19 protein-coding genes are annotated in these 18,201 nt (G+C 44.4%); 10 read left to right on the forward strand and 9 right to left on the reverse strand.

Features of this window, described 5'->3' with window-relative positions; translation table 11 throughout:
• The 3 genes from OPS28_RS07995 to OPS28_RS08005 form a co-directional block, all read left to right on the forward strand.
• Window positions 1-249 (forward strand): hypothetical protein (locus OPS28_RS07995; protein ID WP_265608933.1); only part of this gene is annotated, 249 nt, incomplete at its 5' end.
• 11 nt (window positions 250-260) lie between these two features.
• A complete protein-coding gene (locus tag OPS28_RS08000) occupies window positions 261-1,169 on the forward strand; it encodes an Imm49 family immunity protein (RefSeq protein WP_265608934.1) in 909 nt (302 codons plus the stop codon).
• A gap of 486 nt (window positions 1,170-1,655) precedes the next feature.
• Window positions 1,656-2,528, forward strand: a complete 873-nt coding sequence (locus OPS28_RS08005; RefSeq protein ID WP_265608935.1) for an Imm49 family immunity protein — start codon at window positions 1,656-1,658, stop codon at window positions 2,526-2,528.
• A gap of 464 nt (window positions 2,529-2,992) precedes the next feature.
• On the opposite strand, the gene OPS28_RS08010 is transcribed toward OPS28_RS08005, so the two are convergent.
• Both OPS28_RS08010 and wrbA read right to left on the reverse strand, forming a co-directional pair.
• Window positions 2,993-3,877, reverse strand: coding sequence for a formylglycine-generating enzyme family protein (locus OPS28_RS08010; RefSeq protein WP_265608936.1), 885 nt, complete (start codon window positions 3,875-3,877; stop codon window positions 2,993-2,995).
• Window positions 3,878-3,956: 79 nt separating this feature from the next.
• Window positions 3,957-4,559, reverse strand: a complete 603-nt coding sequence (gene wrbA / locus OPS28_RS08015) for an NAD(P)H:quinone oxidoreductase (RefSeq protein ID WP_265608937.1) — start codon at window positions 4,557-4,559, stop codon at window positions 3,957-3,959.
• Window positions 4,560-4,824: 265 nt separating this feature from the next.
• Between wrbA and OPS28_RS08020 the strand changes: the two genes are divergently transcribed.
• On the forward strand, window positions 4,825-5,622 hold the full coding sequence (locus OPS28_RS08020; RefSeq protein WP_265608938.1) for a M48 family metallopeptidase: 798 nt from the start codon (window positions 4,825-4,827) through the stop codon (window positions 5,620-5,622).
• A 64-nt stretch (window positions 5,623-5,686) separates the two neighbouring features.
• On the opposite strand, the gene OPS28_RS08025 is transcribed toward OPS28_RS08020, so the two are convergent.
• Window positions 5,687-6,592 (reverse strand): mechanosensitive ion channel family protein, encoded by a 906-nt coding sequence (locus OPS28_RS08025; protein WP_265608939.1) that lies wholly within the window; start codon window positions 6,590-6,592, stop codon window positions 5,687-5,689.
• 764 nt (window positions 6,593-7,356) lie between these two features.
• Between OPS28_RS08025 and OPS28_RS08030 the strand changes: the two genes are divergently transcribed.
• The 6 genes from OPS28_RS08030 (at window position 7,357) to OPS28_RS08055 (ending at window position 11,556) form a co-directional block, all read left to right on the forward strand.
• On the forward strand, window positions 7,357-7,527 hold the full coding sequence (locus OPS28_RS08030; protein ID WP_265608940.1) for a hypothetical protein: 171 nt from the start codon (window positions 7,357-7,359) through the stop codon (window positions 7,525-7,527).
• Between the two features lie 165 nt (window positions 7,528-7,692).
• On the forward strand, window positions 7,693-8,421 hold the full coding sequence (locus tag OPS28_RS08035) for a 16S rRNA (uracil(1498)-N(3))-methyltransferase (protein ID WP_265608941.1): 729 nt from the start codon (window positions 7,693-7,695) through the stop codon (window positions 8,419-8,421).
• A gap of 80 nt (window positions 8,422-8,501) precedes the next feature.
• Window positions 8,502-9,452 carry a glutathione synthase gene (gene gshB / locus OPS28_RS08040; RefSeq protein WP_265608942.1) on the forward strand — a complete coding sequence of 317 codons (951 nt, stop codon included), beginning with the start codon at window positions 8,502-8,504 and terminating at the stop codon, window positions 9,450-9,452.
• 10 nt (window positions 9,453-9,462) lie between these two features.
• Window positions 9,463-10,029, forward strand: coding sequence for a YqgE/AlgH family protein (locus OPS28_RS08045; RefSeq protein WP_265608943.1), 567 nt, complete (start codon window positions 9,463-9,465; stop codon window positions 10,027-10,029).
• Complete coding sequence (gene ruvX / locus OPS28_RS08050; protein ID WP_265608944.1) at window positions 10,022-10,453, forward strand: Holliday junction resolvase RuvX; 432 nt, start codon at window positions 10,022-10,024, stop codon at window positions 10,451-10,453. Before OPS28_RS08045 ends, ruvX begins: the two co-directional genes overlap by 8 nt.
• 77 nt (window positions 10,454-10,530) lie before the next feature.
• Window positions 10,531-11,556 (forward strand): serine hydrolase domain-containing protein, encoded by a 1,026-nt coding sequence (locus OPS28_RS08055; RefSeq protein WP_265608945.1) that lies wholly within the window; start codon window positions 10,531-10,533, stop codon window positions 11,554-11,556.
• A 5-nt stretch (window positions 11,557-11,561) separates the two neighbouring features.
• Here the strand turns inward: OPS28_RS08055 and OPS28_RS08060 are convergent, their stop codons facing one another.
• The 6 genes from OPS28_RS08060 to OPS28_RS08085 all read right to left on the reverse strand — a co-directional run bounded on the left by OPS28_RS08060 (window position 11,562) and on the right by OPS28_RS08085 (window position 18,187).
• Window positions 11,562-12,935 (reverse strand): GTPase/DUF3482 domain-containing protein, encoded by a 1,374-nt coding sequence (locus OPS28_RS08060; protein ID WP_265608946.1) that lies wholly within the window; start codon window positions 12,933-12,935, stop codon window positions 11,562-11,564.
• Window positions 12,932-14,086 (reverse strand): DUF2868 domain-containing protein, encoded by a 1,155-nt coding sequence (locus OPS28_RS08065; protein WP_265608947.1) that lies wholly within the window; start codon window positions 14,084-14,086, stop codon window positions 12,932-12,934. The genes OPS28_RS08060 and OPS28_RS08065 overlap by 4 nt, the downstream gene beginning before the upstream one ends.
• 1,222 nt (window positions 14,087-15,308) lie before the next feature.
• Window positions 15,309-15,974 (reverse strand): hypothetical protein, encoded by a 666-nt coding sequence (locus OPS28_RS08070; protein ID WP_265608948.1) that lies wholly within the window; start codon window positions 15,972-15,974, stop codon window positions 15,309-15,311.
• Between the two features lie 293 nt (window positions 15,975-16,267).
• The gene (locus tag OPS28_RS08075) at window positions 16,268-16,657 is read right to left on the reverse strand and encodes an MAPEG family protein (protein WP_265608949.1); all 390 of its coding nucleotides are present in this window, start codon (window positions 16,655-16,657) and stop codon (window positions 16,268-16,270) included.
• A gap of 76 nt (window positions 16,658-16,733) precedes the next feature.
• Window positions 16,734-17,075, reverse strand: coding sequence for a putative signal transducing protein (locus OPS28_RS08080; protein ID WP_265608950.1), 342 nt, complete (start codon window positions 17,073-17,075; stop codon window positions 16,734-16,736).
• 2 nt (window positions 17,076-17,077) lie between these two features.
• Window positions 17,078-18,187 (reverse strand): PilT/PilU family type 4a pilus ATPase, encoded by a 1,110-nt coding sequence (locus OPS28_RS08085; RefSeq protein WP_265608951.1) that lies wholly within the window; start codon window positions 18,185-18,187, stop codon window positions 17,078-17,080.
• Window positions 18,188-18,201 lie beyond the last annotated feature (14 nt).

Here is an 18,201-nt window from a genome sequence, read left to right on the forward strand (position 1 = left end):
CATTATGCCCAACAAGGTTCGCAAGAGTATTGGAATAGTTTGTATAAAGATATGGTGGATAAGCGAAATAGAATGGAACGACAGGGCAAGATTGTTCCAGACGATATGGACTCCCTTATAAGGGCAATGGAAGACAACAGCTTCGAATATGTCGCTATTAGCAAAGCCATTTACGACCAAACTGGTTCGTTCGCAGGTTTTACAAAAAGCATTTTTTCAACCAAGTCACCGCCGCCAACAGGCCCTTAGGGGTCTTTGTAGTGATTTTGAGGCTAACTGAAGAGGATGATATTTTGTTAAAACAGCTTCATATAAAATTCCATATTGCGCCCCCGAAGCAAACAAAGGATCAGCATCTTGATTTTCTGAAAAATTATTTGGTAAGGCGTCGTTTCGATTCTATAGCAAATAAAGTAGATACTAACTCACAAAGTTTTAACTTTTTATTAGGTATACTTTTTAACGATTACAGATTTCTGGTCAAAGATTTTTCAGAAATCTATGAGCTAACCCAAGATAAATCGGATTGGGAAGCCGTCCTTCATAATCTTCACACCAGTTTTTCCGCCCTGGCAGCGTTAATTGAACAACCTGATAGTTCTAAAGCAATTACGGTAGCAGGGGTAACCGGTAAACTAGACCCACATTATCCCCCCCCAAAATATAGCGGATGGAGCATTCGGTTATTTGAATCAATTAGCATGCGCAGAGACGACCTAGTCGCAATTTTACTCAAATATGATCCGGAAACCGCCGCACAACTTGAGCCCGAATTTGCAGATTTGGCAAGATTCCAGGTAAATTATATTAAAGGAATGCTTGATAAAAACGGCGACCACGACCGCTTATTTACGCAACTAAACGAAGTTTTTTCTGCTGATTTGCAGCCTCACGCCCGAGCCCGCTTGGTGCCTTTTTATTATATTGCCAAGGAAGACGAAGACGGATTCGAACAGGCGATTATCCGTGCCACCCAGGCCAATCGAAGCGCTTGCAAAGCCAACGGCGTTCCCATCGAACCGTCGCAACTAAACTTTCCCTCAGCCATTATCGCCGCGGCCAGCCTCGGTTATGACCGTCACGGCTGGACACTTAAACATAAAAACGACTATTTGCCTGAGTGGTGGATATACAATAGATTTACCCCTGAAAACGAGGGCGCCGGGTAAGACCGCGGGATACACAAAGCCTTATTCCATCACACTTAAAGCTATGTATAGTGGCGCGATGCTGAAGCATTCTTTTAGTCATAATAAAAAGTAACTGGCCAGTCCAATTACTGAATGGCGAAATCAGATGGGTTGCCATTGAAGCCAAAGGCGGCGGCTCGGGATTAGGCAAACGCCTTACTACTGATAAGCAACATTATGCCCAACAAGGTTCGCAAGAGTATTGGAATAGTTTGTATAAAGATATGGTGAATAAGCGAAATAGAATGGTGAGAAATGGAAAAGTTGTTCCAGACGACATGAACTCAATTATCAATGCCATGGAACGTAACAACTTCGAATATGTCGCTATTAGCAAGGCCATTTACGACCAAACTGGTTCGTTCGCAGGTTTTACGAAAAGTGTGTTTTTAAGTAAAAATCCACCAACAGGCCTTTAGGGGCTTGAGATAGTATCTTTAATGAGGTTCGTAAGGAAATAATATTTTGAAAGAGTTGCATATCAAATTCCATATTGCTACACCGAAACAAAGCAAGGAGCAACGCCTTGAACATATAAAAAACTACGTCTTCACTAGGATCATGAAATCCATCGCCTATTCGATAGAAGTAAATGGAAATAAATTTAATTTTTTGTTACAGCGTTTGTTTAAAGAGTATCGATCTCTTCTTGAATTTTCCCTTGTTATATATGAGCTAACCCAAGATAAATCTGACTGGGAAGCCGTCCTTCATAACCTTCACACCAGTTTTTCCGCCCTGGCAGCGTTAATTGAACAACCAGATAGTTCTAAAGCAATTACGGTAGCAGGGGTAACCGGTAAACTAGACCCACATTATCCCCCCCCCAAATATAGCGGATGGAGCATTCGGTTATTTGAATCAATTAGCATGCGCAGAGACGACCTAGTCGCAATTTTACTCAAATATGATCCGGAAACCGCCGCACAACTTGAGCCCGAGTTTGCAGATTTGGCAAGATTCCAGGTAAATTATATTAAAGAAATGCTTGATAAAAACGGCGACCACGACCGCTTATTTACGCAACTAAATGAAGTTTTTTCTTCTGATTTGCAGCCTCACGCCCAAGCCCGCGTGGTGCCTTTTTATTATCTTGCCAAGGAAGACGAAGACGGATTCGAACAGGCGATTATCCGTGCTACCCAGGCCCATCGAAGCGCTTGCAAAGCCAACGGCGTTCCCATCGATCCGACGCAAACACGTTTTCCCTCAGCCATTATCGCTGCGGCCAGCCTCGGTTATGACCGTCACGGCTGGACACTTAAACATAAAAACGACTATTTGCCTGAGTGGTGGATATACAATAGATTTACCCCTGAAAACGAGGGCGCAGGGTAAGACCGCGGGATACACAAAGCCTTATTCCATCACACTTAAAGCTATGTATAGTGGCGCGATGCGCAAGAAGCTTTTTACATGCCAGTGAACATAAGGCAGCCACTAGCATGCGACTAAAAAACGTAAAATAAACCAAGGTTTAAGGTTCTGCCCCGTCACATGAATATGTGGCGGCTAACCTGTAGTAGTAACCTCCATTAAATTTTACCCAACTATTGTTCACATACGTTTGAGTGTCTCTGGGTATGGCTTCAACGTTAGGCGCTTTTAACACGGCTTTCCCAGCACAGCATTTGGTGTTAGCGAAGCTTTGCAGCGTATGTGCAGCTTCGGTAACTGTATCTGCGCTACAAGAGAGAGAATTTTCACTTGCGCGCGCACTGCAATGGGCAAAAGGCGACGTGATACAGCCCTTTAGTAAACACAGCAGTAAAAGCATTGCGAATATTTTTGCAAAAGCCACTTTAGTCACTAACACATTCACTCAAGCCAACAGCTAACCTTGCACTGCACCCCCCGTCGGCTGCACCACAGGCGATCCGTGTGGTTGAGCGACATAAGTCCCAGTCGTAACATATCCAACCACCACGCAAAATACCGTCGGAATCGGCATTAGCAGAATAATAGGGAGCATTAGACGACTGGCGCACGCCGTACAGGTGTTTGTCATCTTCAACCCATTCATTTTGGTTGCCTAACATTGCTACCAATCCAAAAGCATTCGGTTTCTTTTGATGCTGCCTTGCTATTGTGAAGTAGCCTTCTGCAGGAAAGGTGACTGTATTGCTCGTCCATGCATAATCATCATCAGGTTCATTTCCCCAATAAAACAACGTATTTGTGCCCGCTTTACAGGCGTACTCCCACTCTATTTCACTAGGTAAGCGTAACCCAACGCGTTTAGCGACTTCACGAACATCTTCGCGCTTGACCGCATCCACGCCGTGGTCTTCGCCATACTCCTTAAAAAGCTTATTCCCATCCATAGCTTTCCACTGCGCTTCCGTGATAACGAATTCGCCGATTAGAAAAGGAGGCACTGAATGGGGAAACTTTTGTTCAAAGTCATTTTCGTCGATGTCCATCCACTGGTTTTGTTTAGCTGTAGCATAAAATTCAGGCGAAATGCCTAGCTTAAAATCATCACTCCCCGGAATAAGGTGCATCACCATACCGGTCTGCCGATGTTTAAAACGAGCTATAGGGTTAGAAAGCCCGGCACACTCAAACTGCTTGATATCGATAAAATCAAAACGCGTACTTAGCCCTTGCGATAATAAGTGTTGTACTTCGTCATTGCGTTGCGCGTCCGTGGCATTGCGCCAGGAGTTATGATTTGAAATAAGCATTGAGCCTCGCTATTCTTAAACTGGTTGTTGTAAGAATATCACGGGCTCAATGAGGTAAAACACAAGGTTTTTTGTCCAATTAATTTTTGGCTAATTTAGCTGCAATTTCTGCTACATGCTTACCCTGATACCGCGCACCACCTAATTCAATCTCACTAGGCTGTCGAGAACCATCGCCGCCCGCTAATGTCGTTGCGCCATAAGGCGTACCACCTGCCACTTCTTCAAGTTGTGCTAGCTTTTCATAGGAGTAAGGTAAGCCCACTACCACCATCCCCATGTGAAAAAAGGTGGTCATATTTGACACTAGCGTGGTTTCTTGTCCACCGTGCTGGCTCGCTGTAGAAGTAAAGGTAGATGCCACTTTGCCCTCTAGCGCACCTTTTTGCCAGAGGCCGCCGGTTTGGTCCCAGAACGCGGCCATTTGTGAGGCCATGCGCCCATAACGGGTGCCAACGCCCACAATAATGGCGTCGTAATTGGCGAGGTCGTCTACCTTAGCGATAGGTGCTTTCTGATCAATTTTGAACCCCGCGTTTTTAACCACCTCCTCAGGCGCGGTTTCGGGCACCCGCTTGATATCCACTTCTGCGCCAGCCCCTCTTGCTCCTTCGGCTACCGCTTCTGCCATGGTTTCAATGTGTCCGTACGATGAATAATAAAGTACCAGTATCTTTGCCATTAAATGCTCCGTAAATTAATAAACTATCTATTTCTTTACGTTAAGTTGTTATTTCAGATTGCATATTACTTTCTGAGCGCCAATGTTGTTTCAACGCTCACCTCGCATTACCACTTAATATCTTGAAAACTTTTAAGTTTTCGTTTTTACTTAAGTTAATGTCATGTTGTATTAATGAAGCCAAATTTCTAAATACTTCGTATAGCAGCAACGCATCAACGTTTTTTTGACTGCCCTGGTAGCAGTAAACCAAAAGGAAACCTTTATGAAGAAATGGGTAAAACAGATTGGCGCTGCGTCACTTGTCGCAATGCTTAGTGCCTGTGGCACTTCGCCAACAGGCCGTAATCAGTTGCTGCTGTTCCCGGAAGACCAAATGTCAGCCATGGGTCAGCAAGCTTTTACAAGTATGAAAGAAGAACTGAAGATATCGAATAAACGGGTGGCGAATTCTTATGTAGAATGTGTAGCTCGCTCTATCACTGCTAATGTGCCCCAGGAGGTGTTTGCAGGGCAGTGGGAAGTGGTTGTATTCGACGATGAGCAAGTGAACGCATTCGCCCTGCCGGGCGGTAAAATAGGGGTCTATACGGGTTTATTGAAAGTGGCTGAGAATCAGCACCAACTTGCCGCTGTCATTGGTCACGAAGTAGGCCATGTTATTGCCAATCATGGTAATGAACGTATGTCTATCGGCACTGCTAGCCAATTAACTACGCAAGTAGTGGGACAGGTGTTAGCTGCCAACGAAGTGCCCTATTCGGGGCCAATTATGGCCGCCATGGGCTTAGGCGCTCAGGTAGGTGTACAATTGCCTTACAGCAGAAGTCATGAATCTGAAGCAGACCTGATTGGACTTACGCTAATGGCGCAATCGGGGTTTAATCCACAGGAATCTGTTTCGCTGTGGCACAACATGGATGCAGCCAGCGAAGGTAACCGCCCCCCAGAATTACTGTCTACTCACCCTGCCCCCAGCTCGCGTATTCAGAACTTGCAAGCGAATATGAGCGAAGCGAATGCGCTTTATCAACAAGCACCAAGACGACCTGATTGTAAATAACGATACGTAAAACCTAAAACGCCACTCACAGGAGTGGCGTTTGTTTTATTACATTATTACATTATTACATTTGCGGCTTTACCTTCACCTTATCTTTTTCTTGTTCTTCTTTATTTCCTTTTCCCTCTTCCTCTTCATCTTCTTTATAAAAATGCACATCCATTTGTGGAAACGGAATTGAAATACCTTCTTGGTCAAAACGCAGTTTCACGGCTTCGGTGATGGCGTATTTAACCGCCCAGAAATCAGCGGAGTTTACCCAAGGTCTAACATTAAAATTAACACTCGAATCTCCTAATTCGGACACCGCGATTAATGGTTCAGGTTCCTCAAGAATGCGGTCTTCCTGCTCAATGATGTCTTCTAATATGCGTTTTGCTTTGAGCAAGTCGTCGTCATAACCAATTCCAAACACCATATCGATACGACGGGTTTCTTTTGCCGAATAATTCGTGATGTTATCGTTGTATATTTTTCCATTAGGAATAATAATTTCTTTGTTGTCAGGCGTAGTAAGCAAAGAGGTAAAAATACCAATTTTCTGCACCGAGCCCGCTGTGCCAGCCACCTCAACAAAATCTCCCGCTTTGAACGGTTTAAACACCAGTAACATCACGCCTGCTGCGAAATTCTTTAACGAGTCTTGCAGCGATAAACCAATGGCTAAACCTGCTGCACCCAAAATGGCTACCAGCGAGGTGGTGTTCACACCAAGTTGGTCTAGCGAGGCGACGATTACGAACAGCATCAGCACAGCGCTGATAATTGACTCTAAAAAATCAATTAGCATTTGGTCATATTTAGAACGCGCCATTAATTTAGTAATCATCGACATGACAACGGAAACAATAATGCGGCCTAAAACGAAAATGATAACGGCCATGGCGATATTGATCGCCCATGGTATCGCATAGACGTTTATATAGCGTTCCACATCTTCAGCGGTAAACTTTGAAAATATTTCTTCCATAGCGTTGCAGTTCTGCTGCCCCCATAATTTTAATTTGTTAGTAAAGCGTGTTGACCTTTGTTGTCTAATTTTACCATGCGTTGTTGCGCACGGATGAGCGGATTAAATGGTGCAATGTACTAATAAAGTAATTCACCTTTCCTAATGTTGGGCGAAGGTGCGCCCAACACTGCGTTTCATTGTTAAATAGCGTGTCCTCGTGCTTTGTTTGGTTACCACTTACTTAGATGGCTAAATTACTAAATCACTAAGTCACTAGGTTACGTGTCGCACTTTTATCCTGAAAGCCATCATAATAAACCACTCTCGATCAGTTAAGGTCAATACACTCTAGTTGTTTATTAAAAACATCAATGAATCAAGATGTTTCATTACCTTTATTAAAACTTATACCCAATTATGATCACCAGATCTTAAAAAAAATATGAAAAAAGGCATGATCCGTAACAACTTTGTCACCTATCAATACTATTCTTTGCAGACGTTTGGACAAGCAAAAAAATAAGCAACCAGCTAACACGTTGATTTATCAAGGTTGCTTAAAAAAAAGCTGAGAAATGGGTTCCCAAACTGGAATTAAATCATTTTTTGACTATATTTTTTACTTAACGTCAATGAAGGAAATACGTGTTTTAGCAATGGCGTGAGCAGGCATAGGTAGGGTATAATCGCGCCCGCTTTCGTTCTGTTGTCTCCGAAGCGGCATGCATGCCCTTTCGAACTAAAGCCGCCATTGATAGTTAATATTTTTAAAGGACTTGAAAATGTTATTTATAACTGTTCTTTTCTTAGTAGTTTTGTTGTTATTAGCGTACGCATTGTCAACCGATAAAGGTAAAAATACTGTTCATGCAAGACGGAACAATCCGAATATCGTGACCAAACCAGTCCAAGTAATGGCCAAAACCGAATCCAAGGCATTGCACGCTAATTAATTTCATCTGAAACGAAGTAGTTTTCTTCCCAAGTATTTCGAGCGGACCTTTGTGTCCGCTTGAATTATTCTCGGCCAATTTTCCCCAAATGTGCGCAAGTTATTGCACGCTGGTAGCAATTGTCAGTATTATGCGCAGCTAGATTGATATTGTTGGATTCTCTTCATGCGTATTCCCCGCATATTTCACCCACAGCCGATTGTCATCGACACAGAGTTTGAATTAACCGCTGAAGCTACACACCATATAGCCAATGTGCTTCGTCTAAAGCCGGGCCACCCCATTGTTCTATTTAACGGTGACGGCAATGAATATAGCGCCGAGCTGATAAGCGTTGCCAAACGTCAGGTAATAGTTGAAGCAGATGCCTGCTTATCATTAAGCAAAGAATCACCTTTATACCTTCATTTGGGACAGGGTATTTCGAAAGGTGATCGTATGGAAATGGTATTGCAAAAAGCGGTAGAGTTGGGGGTAACTGAAATTACTCCACTTATCACGGAACGCTGTACCGTCAAATTAGATGAAAAACGTTGGGAAAAAAAGCAGCAGCAATGGCATAAAATAATTTATGGGGCGTGTGAGCAAAGTGGCCGCAACACCCTACCTAAACTAAACGCTCCCACAGGGTTGAGTCAGTGGTTAGCAAAGTCCACTAAGGCCCAGCGTGTTACCCTTTCACCCACAGCACGGGATCCGATTACAAAGCTGGCCTATCATTCCCACGGGTATCAGTTATTAATTGGGCCGGAAGGGGGGCTTTCAGAGAATGAAGTCCATCAGGCGCAGGAAAGTGGGTATTTGACTGTAAGCATGGGGCCTCGTGTCCTTCGAACAGAGACTGCCGCGTTAACTAGTTTAAGCATATTACAGGCCCTGCACGGCGACTTTTAGTGTCCCTTATCGCTTGAAAAATCAAAAGCAATCGCCATAGTATGCCCTAAGCCAAAATTAACAGTATTTAAATCACTATCATGAGTTACTCTGTCGGCATTGTGATGGACCCAATCGCGTCCATCAAACCTCATAAAGACACCAGTTTTGCAATGATGCTGGAAGCACAGCGTCGCGGCGCAACTATTTATTATTTCGAGATGAGTGATTTATATCTTGAAAATGGTTTACCGATGGGAATTGGGCGACACGTGTCGGTTAAAGATCAGGCTACCGATTTCTATACACTGGCAGATAGCCAACACATGAAGCTGGCCGATATCGATGTTTTTTTAATGCGCAAAGACCCGCCATTTGACAGTGAATACCTGTACGCCACTCAGATTTTGACCTTGGCCGAGGAAGCGGGTTCGCTGGTGGTAAATAAACCATCCAGTTTGCGGGATTTCAACGAAAAGTTATTTACGTCCTGGTTTCCTGACTTAATTCCGGCCACGTTGGTTACGCGTCATCCCGCACTTATCAGAGCCTTTCATCAGCAACATAAAGATATTATTTGTAAGCCTTTAGATGGTATGGGCGGCGCGTCTATCTTCAGAATTAAAGAAGATGGCAATAATTTGGGTGTGGTGATCGAAACCCTAACGCAGTTGAACAAACGCTATATGATGGTGCAAGAATATTTGCCAGAAATCAGGGAGGGGGATAAACGCATTTTAATCGTGGATGGTGAAGTTATCCCCTATGCCCTTGCGCGTTTACCCACCCAAGGAGAAACAAGAGGCAACCTGGCGGCTGGCGGAACGGGTCGACCACAGCCGCTGTCAGAATCTGATCGCGAGCTTGCAGAGAAAATTGCCCCAGTCGTGAAAGAAAAAGGATTGTTGTTTGTGGGCGTGGATGTTATCGGAAATAAAGTAACAGAAATAAACGTAACCAGCCCCACGTGCGTAAGAGAAATTGAGGCGCATTTTAACGTTAATATTATGGGCAAACTGTTCGATGCGGTAGAGCGTCGTATCAAACAGTAACGAGGAATTCATGACGGAGTTAAAAAGCTTACAAAACCATTTTTTGATCGCCATGCCATCTATGGAGGATCCTTATTTCTCGCGCTCACTCACTTATGTATGTGAACACAACGATGATGGGGCGATGGGTATTGTGGTTAATCAACCCTCCACCATGAACCTTAAGCAGTTGCTAGAACAAACAGACAAAGATGCAATTGTAACCGAAGACCGTGAAGACCAAATTATTCTGGCTGGCGGGCCTGTCAGCCAGGAACGCGGTTTTGTGCTGCACACCCATGAAGGAAAATGGGCATCAAGCCTGGCGCTTAGCAGTGATATTATGGTAACCACTTCGAAGGATATACTTACCGCAATTGGCAATAAAAGTGGGCCGCAAAGTTCCGTTATCGCATTAGGTTATGCTGGCTGGACAGCCGGTCAGCTGGAAGAAGAAATGCAGCATAACGCCTGGCTTACCATTGAAGCTGACCCCGATATTCTTTTTCACACTCCCATTCACAAGCGTTGGCAGGCCGCGGTTAATAAATTGGGTATTGATGTGTGGCAGTTGGCACCGGAGAGCGGACGTGCCTGATATGGGTCAACGCACAGTGTTAGCGTTTGACTTTGGCACCAAAAGCATTGGCATCGCCATAGGGCAGGAAGTAACAGGTACAGCGGCACCACTTGCAGCCTTAAAAGCACGCGATGGGGTTCCTGATTGGGATGCGTTAAAGCGAATTATCGAACAATGGCAGCCTGACCTCGCGGTGGTTGGCCTGCCGTTAAATATGGATGGTACCGAACAGGATGTTACACAACGAGCGAAAAAGTTCGCCAACAGAGTTAATGGTCGCTTTAACCTAAAAGTCGAAACCTGGGATGAGCGTTTAACTACAGTTGACGCCCGTGCCATGTTATTCGAGTTAGGGGGCTATAAAAAGCTCACAAAAGACAAAGTGGATAGCGTTTCTGCTTGCGTCATTTTTACCAGTTGGGCAGAGAACCAATATAGCTAAATCGCTTTACCGACAAAGTAGAAATGTCTGGTTTTTGTGCTAGCATTGAACCAATATTTTGATCGGGCTACCCCAACATGCGTATTTTACGTGATTATTTCATTACGATAATCACTTTTCTTATTCTTGCTGGTTGTGGCGAGAGTAACACCACGCAGCCTCACTCTACTACACAACCAACGACGATATCCGCTGCTGCGTCAGCGCCTTCTACACTGCAACAAGTTGCCGATAATGCAGTCGAAAATAATGACGTTTCGGGTATTATTTTGCTTTCTCAAAAGGGTGAGGAGGAAGCGCATATCGTCGCATCCGGAATTGACATACAAAACCAGCCCTTATTTAAAATAGCCAGTATTAGTAAACTGTTTATGGCGGTAGCAGCCACAAAGCTAGCGAATGAAAATACGCTAAATTTGCAAGACACTGTAGCAATTTGGTTACCAGAATTGGCATCAAACATTGCTAATCTTGAGACTGCGACGCTTAAGCAAGTGATTGAGCATAGAAGCGGTATTCCTGACTTTGACAGCCAACCCGGTTTCTCATGGGATCATCCCCATACCGACACCTCAGCCATGCTAAAATTCATTCAAGACAAACCCGCCGATTTTTCACCTAATGCCCATTATGAATATTCTAATAGCAACTATTTACTGCTCGGCATGGTGATGGACGTTGCGTTAGGGTTTAACCATGAGAAGTATATTCAGCATGAAATCCTCAATTCATTTGCCTTGCAAAACACTTTTTTACAACAAGCTGATGCCCCCCAGGAAGCACTCGTAACAGGTTTTTGGGATGGTCGGGATATGAAAGCGCAGGAATATACCATTCCTGGCGGCTCAATGGTCGCCTCTGCTGACGATATTGGTGTGTTTATAGGCGCGTTAAATAGGGGTACCTTACTAAGTGAGGATGAAGCCAGCATTTATCCCTATTTTTACGAACATACCGGGTGGCTGCCGGGCTATCAAAGCGTTGCCCGTTATGACGCGGCTTCTGATACCGTTATCGTTGTCTTCACCGCAAGTACGGGGGGCAACAGTAGCACGGTTACCGAAAAAGCATTTAACCAAATTAGAAATATTGCCCGCCAGTAATAGGGTCAGTTTTTCTCGAACAAGGGCCTTAGTGCACTTTCCAAGTCGTCAGTGGGCCGTTGTTTAATCAAACGTTCACACTCTTGGTGCAACTCCCGTTGCGTACTTTTTTCAAGGCTTTGAACCCGTTGCTGAAAGTCATTTGCGTCGATTGACAAAGCTTCACGACTGGCGTGGCTTCGTTGTGAGATCTGGGCGTGTAAATGAACAAAGCGTCCGATAACCACATAGGGAAAATTACGGTTTTTCATCGGCCCAAACCTGGCTTCGTATCCGCCTACGGGGAGCCCCTGCACCGACATATCGGCGAGCTTATCCGCACCGAACCATGCACTTGACGCTCCGATCAACCCTCCCCCCAATGCCCCAAGCATAAAACTTGAACCAGCGACGGCCACATCCAAGGCTGCGCCTCCCAAGGCGCCAGTAGCGGTGGCGGCGTACACCAGTTGCCTCTTATCCAATCCCCAGGCGAACCACTGGTCACAATCAAATAAATCAGGGGGGAGATCGATCTGGTCGGTTATTACATCGCTTTGAAAGTGACCATAAATTGCCATTAATTCTTTTACCGATTGCAACTCCCGCTCACGCATCCAATGCTGATATTGTTTTTCCAAAAGGGGCTTAATTTTTTGTGCTTGCTGGGTGGTCAGAACTTTTTGACTTTCGCGATGCTGGCATAAATCTTCGACCAACCGGCTCAGTAAGGCAATACTCTGGTTTAACTGTTGTTTGCGCTGTTGTAGCAAATCTGCAATGGTTTTATCTAAACCTTCGGTCCATACTGGATTTAAATAGGAAAATGTCTTCAGCAAGGTAATTTGTTTTTCAAAGTCTGCTTTCATCGGGTTAAACACCTGAACAGACTTAAAATACTGCAATAACGCGTTTTCCCACTCTTTTATGTACTCTACACTTTCTATGGGGTTGATAAGTGCCATAGAGGGTTGGCCGCTCCACCTCAGCACTTCCATTTCAGCTTCATATTCAGCGCCATAAGGATGTGACCCATCCACTACATACAAGATTGCAGCCCCCTCTACTATGGGGCGAAGTAATTCCACTTCATCAGGATACTGCTGACGACACTGACTATCGTTTACAAATTTAGCTAATACCTTTGCACGTTCACTGGCGTTGGCTCCTTGTTCCTTAAGCCACCGCAGTACTTTAACTGGGCGTTGAAATCCAGGGGTATCAATGAGCTGATACCCCCCGTTTGCAGTGGTTATTGAAATACCTTCTGCCTTTTCAGTGGTCCCGCTTCGACTAGATATAACCACATCGTCATTTTGCGATAACGTTGAAACAATAGACGATTTACCTTTATTAGGGTGGCCGACCACCGCAAAGCGAGCCTGATTATTCGCTCTCATGTATCTATCTCGCTATTATTCACCGCATTGTGGGCGGGTTGAAATAGTTGCCAATTTTTGAGTTCTCGACAAAAACGACGCCATTCATCCAGATGTTTTTTATCTGCATCGCGCACATGCTGCTTGTGGTAATTCACTGGGTAAAGGAATCCTTGACCATGTTGCAGAAAATCTTGCAGTTCTCCTAAAGGCGGCTCCCATGCCTTTACCAGGACCAACTTACTTTGAGAGTATTGTTCAGCCTGATTTTGTTCAGCTTCACTTGCAAGTGGCCCTGCCATTAGCTTTTGGTGGCCCGTGGCAACTTCCAATTGCGACACGATCGCGTCTGGTAATGCGCTCCAATTTACCACCGCATAACTTGAAGGCAACTGATGATTCACCTCAGCAAGAACAAAGCGTTCCGGTTGACGACGCTTATTCTGATTAATACGTTGATGTAATTGTTGTTCGAAATCACTATCCATTTTACGTTTTATTATCGAACGGCTAATGACGAGCAGCAGACCTCTTAATATAAACGTGTAAAATATCTGCGTGGCCAAAATGAAAGGCCACCATTGTGCGAGGTTAGACGGTGTTTCGTAAAGCTGAGTGAGTCTGGAATCCTGCGTGTGTTCAAGTAATTCGATAGTTGGCTGTGCTGACTCCCAAAACCACCAGGGCGAGGCGACGAATTTTAATATTGGGTAAATATCACTCGCGGTTAATAGGGTACTTCGCCATACAAAATTGATATCTGTGGCCAGTAGTAATATCAATAAGGTTAAAATTCCGGCCAGCGAATAAGCCAGCATTGCGAACTGACTTTGCAGGAAAAACCAATGTTTATCCAAATGACGCTGTCGTAGTTGCCGTAAAACTGTCGATTGTGAAATACCTAAAAACGAAAGTTTACTCACAACTCGCGCCAGATTTAGCCCCTTACCGCTAATTAAGGACACCACTGACGTGATCAAACCCACTACTGGAAACAGCAGAAAAATAAGTAATAGATAAAATAAATTTACCCGGCCTTGGGCGTCGCCATTTAGCAAAACGAAACTTAAAAAGAACCCTAATAGCATGCCGATAACGGCTATAGCGGGTGACATGCTGACAGTGCGCGAGGCGTTGTCATTGGCTGCTGAGGTAATGTCGGTGTCGATCACTCATTCACTCTAATTAATTCAAAAAAAAGGCTTTTTAAATGGTACGTACTTAGACAGGTCTCCACAATGAAAACTAGCGGGTTTCGGTTCATTACACAACCCCCAACCTATAGGATGTATTGTGCAGTTCACATTTACGCCGAACGTGTCAGTTTGTCCATTCGTCATCCCGTCCGTTCGTCTGTCATCCCGTTCGTCCGTTCGTCATCCCGATGAAAATCGGGACCCCCTCGCATGTTATGACACACGCAAGAAGGCTGTTTTTTTTCGGTACACGATGAAGTTTGGGTGTTGGTCGTTTGAGCAGGAGGCCGTGATTTGCATCACGATGACGATAAATATTAGGAGGTCGTGATGTGCATCACGACGACGGTATAGCGGTGAGCGCTAATCAACTCAAACTTCAATTCGTTACCTCAATTCGTCATCCCGATGAAAATCGGGACCTCCTCGCATGTTACGCCGCACGCAAAAAGACTGCTTTTTTTCGGTACACGATGAAGTTTGGGTATTGATCGTTTGAGAAGGAGATCGTGATGTGCATCACGATGACGATAAATGTTAGGAGGTCGTGATGTGCATCACGATGACGATAGATATTAGGAGATCGTGATGTGCATCACGACGACGGTATAGCGGTGAGCGCTAATCAATTTCCAAACTTTAATTCGTCCCTTCAATTCGTCATCCCGATGAAAATCGGGACCTCCTCACATGTTACGCCGCACGCAAAAAGACTGCTTTTTTTCGGTACACGATGAAGTTTGGGTGTTGGTCGTTTGAGAAGGAGAACGTGATTTGCATCACGATGACGATAGATATTAGGGGATCGTGATTTGCATCACGACGACGGTAAATTGTTAGGAGATCGTGATTTGCATCACGACGACGATAAATGTTAGGAGATCGTGATGTGCATCACGATGACGGTAAATCTTAGGAGGTCATGATTTGCATCACGATGACGATAGATATTAGGAGGTCGTGATGTGCATCACGATGACGGTATAGCGGTGAGCGCTAAACAACTTCGTCACTTCAGTTCGTTACCTCAATTCGTCATCCCGATGAAAATCGGGACCTCCTCACATGTTACGCCGCACGCAAGTAGAATGCTGTTCGTTCGGTACACAATGAAGTTTTAACGTCAATCGTTTGATATGAAGCCTGGGCAAAAACAGTTATTGCAAAAGTAATATCAATCCGGGCAATCAAATAATTACTATCCGTTCCCTATTGCTTCCGGACTCTCTTTAAAAAACAAACCACTTAACCATAAAAACCATACAATTTGACCAAGACCGAAAATTGCCCCGAATTGCCCGAGCCCCGGCAAGATGGTAATTAAACCTGCGGTTCCTACTATCAAACCAAACCAGTTAAAAATTTTGGGAAAAATACCCGTTTTTAAAGCGATAATGCTTAACATGAATACCCAGAGTCCACCGATGACTTCTACGCCCCCGCCCAGACCATCCTGAATCACTCCCAATGTTTGCCATAGCTGTATTGCCATATCCGGTTCTGAGGTAACCAACGTTGCCACCTTTCCCATGCCTACATTTGCAATCATTCCGCTTGCGATAAGAAGCCCGGCCCAAATGAACCCTAATATTTTAGCAGTGCTTTTGAATATACTTTGCGTTGGCGCAATACGCGCATCTAAAGCTAAAGTAAGGAAAATAAGCGCAATACCAAATACAGTATATATAACGCTATTCCATATATGAACGAGGGTGTTATTGTCGAGAAGAAACGCTAAATGCTGCTCACGTGACCATCCTTCCGCGTGTTCAGGAGAAAGAAAAAGCAATAAAACAGCAAATCCAAATATATAAGCACAACCCGCATATAAGGCAGAAAGGCCACCTGCTTTTTTAGTGTTCATCGTGTACTCAGTTTAAAAAACCTTTTACCAAAGAGTACCAACTTTAATTACGTTAAGAACAGTTGAGTTGTTACAGGATGTAACTTGTGACATACCTAAACGCAGACGATTAGGTAAAGAAACCCCGGGAGCTAAGTTTTCTGCCTATTTAAACAAGGTTATAATTGGTTTATATAAAATAATACATTGGCATTTTCTGCCGCGTCAGACCGTAAAAAAAGGCACGGCACCCACGGCAAACCTTAACGCGAAAGATCTACATACCTTTGTTGGAGCCTATCTATAATAACGAATTAAGGAATGGCGAAATATATCAGTGCTAATGACACACCAAAACCCACTAACCAGGCTGAACTTCGCAATAAGTGAATATTAAACCAGTAAGCAAATAGATAGATAGTTCTGGCTATCACGAAAACGATTGCCAAATTAGTTACCATTGAACCTAGTGTTTCAGTAGCGACGCACGCCAGCACACCGGGCGCAAACATGACAAGCGCTTCGAAACAGTTCTCATGTGCAGCTTTAGCCCGCGCACCAAAGCCTTTTAGATTAGCCTGTTGCCCCCGTGGGTGCCTATTATCATAGCCACCCTGCATTTTGTTTTGTGCATAGGCTAAGGGAGCTTTGGCTAAAATAGGCATTAAGGTTGCGATAAATAAACATACTAATAGGATAGTCATACGTTTTAGTCTTTGGTCTGCTTATAAGAGATTAAAGCAGAATAAGGGCATTCATTAAAGGTGTGTTATGAATTAGTTAATTAAGTGGCAAGACTCGCGGTTCGCCTTCACACTGCCAACACACATCAAACTCTGGCTCATTCATTTCCTGGCAGTGTGGGCAGCGCCATAGCTGCGCGCACACTTTATCTTCACCCGGTTTGGTATGCTCTACCAGAGCAAAGACAAGCTCTCGCGCTTTAGGTTCCCATTCTTCATCGATTAACCATATTTCCGGCATGACGTCTTGCCAGGGCAGCTCACCCATGGCCCCGCTGGTGAACTCATTTTTCATTAAATAAGGAATATCCAATGCTTCGAGTTCACTGCGAACTTGTTGGACTAAAAATCTGTCATCGCTGGAAAACAGTTTTTTCATGCCTAATCCATATCAATTGACACATTTGACAACGATCCCAAACCCGAACCTTCTTTCGTATCCAGTTTAATCATTAGACGTAAATCATTGGGTGAGTCAGCATGGTGTAAGGCTTGGTCTAGCTCAATTTTGCCCGCTTTATACAGCTCATATAGCGCCATATCAAAGCTTTGCATTCCCATTTCCTTACCTTTTTTCATTGCTTCTTTTAAACCACCTATCTCGTTTCGTTGAATTAGATCTGAAACTAAAGGCGAATTCAGCAGAATTTCAATTGCGGCCACACGCCCGTTCCCATCTTTAGTAGGTACGAGCTGTTGAGCAACAATGGCTCGAATATTTAAACTTAAATCAAACCTTAACTTATCGTGCATGTCTTTCGGTGCTAAATGCATGATCCGTTCAATGGCCTGATTAGCATTATTGGCGTGAAGCGTAGCCACGCACAAGTGGCCAGTGTCAGCGAATGACATGGCATATTCCATGGTTTCCATGGAGCGTATTTCACCAATCAGGATGACATCAGGAGCCTGGCGTAGCGAACTTTTCAGCGCATCATCAAATGACTTGGTATCAATTCCCACTTCTCGCTGGGTGACCACACAGTTGCGGTGTTCATGGACAAATTCTATGGGGTCTTCGATAGTCAGTATGTGCCCATGAGAATGCTCATTTCGATGCCCAATTAATGCTGCCAGAGAGGTAGATTTACCGGTACCTGTCCCCCCTACGAACAAAACTAACCCGCGCTTTGCCATGATGATATCTTTCAATACTGGCGGTAATCCCAGCGAATCGGCCTGGGGGATTTGCGTAACGATTCGACGTACCACCATACCGGCATTATCCCGTTGCCAGAAGGCACTACAACGAAAACGCCCTACCCCTTCCCGCGCTATAGCAAAATTACACTCTTTGCTGGCATGGAAGGTGTTTTGTTGCGTATCGTCCATTGCTTCATGCACCAGTTGCAGCGCTTCTGCATCAGACAAAGGCTCGTCACTGAATGGGGTCATTTTACCATTCACTTTGGCGCTCACCGGAAAGCCTGCGGTAACAAATAAATCTGAAGCAGAGGTTTCCACCATTTTTTCTAAATAAGAGTCCAGCATGGTTACTCCTTAAC

Origin of the sequence: Alteromonas sp. ASW11-130 (genome assembly GCF_026183735.1) — a bacterium.
Lineage (GTDB): Bacteria > Pseudomonadota > Gammaproteobacteria > Enterobacterales > Alteromonadaceae > Alteromonas.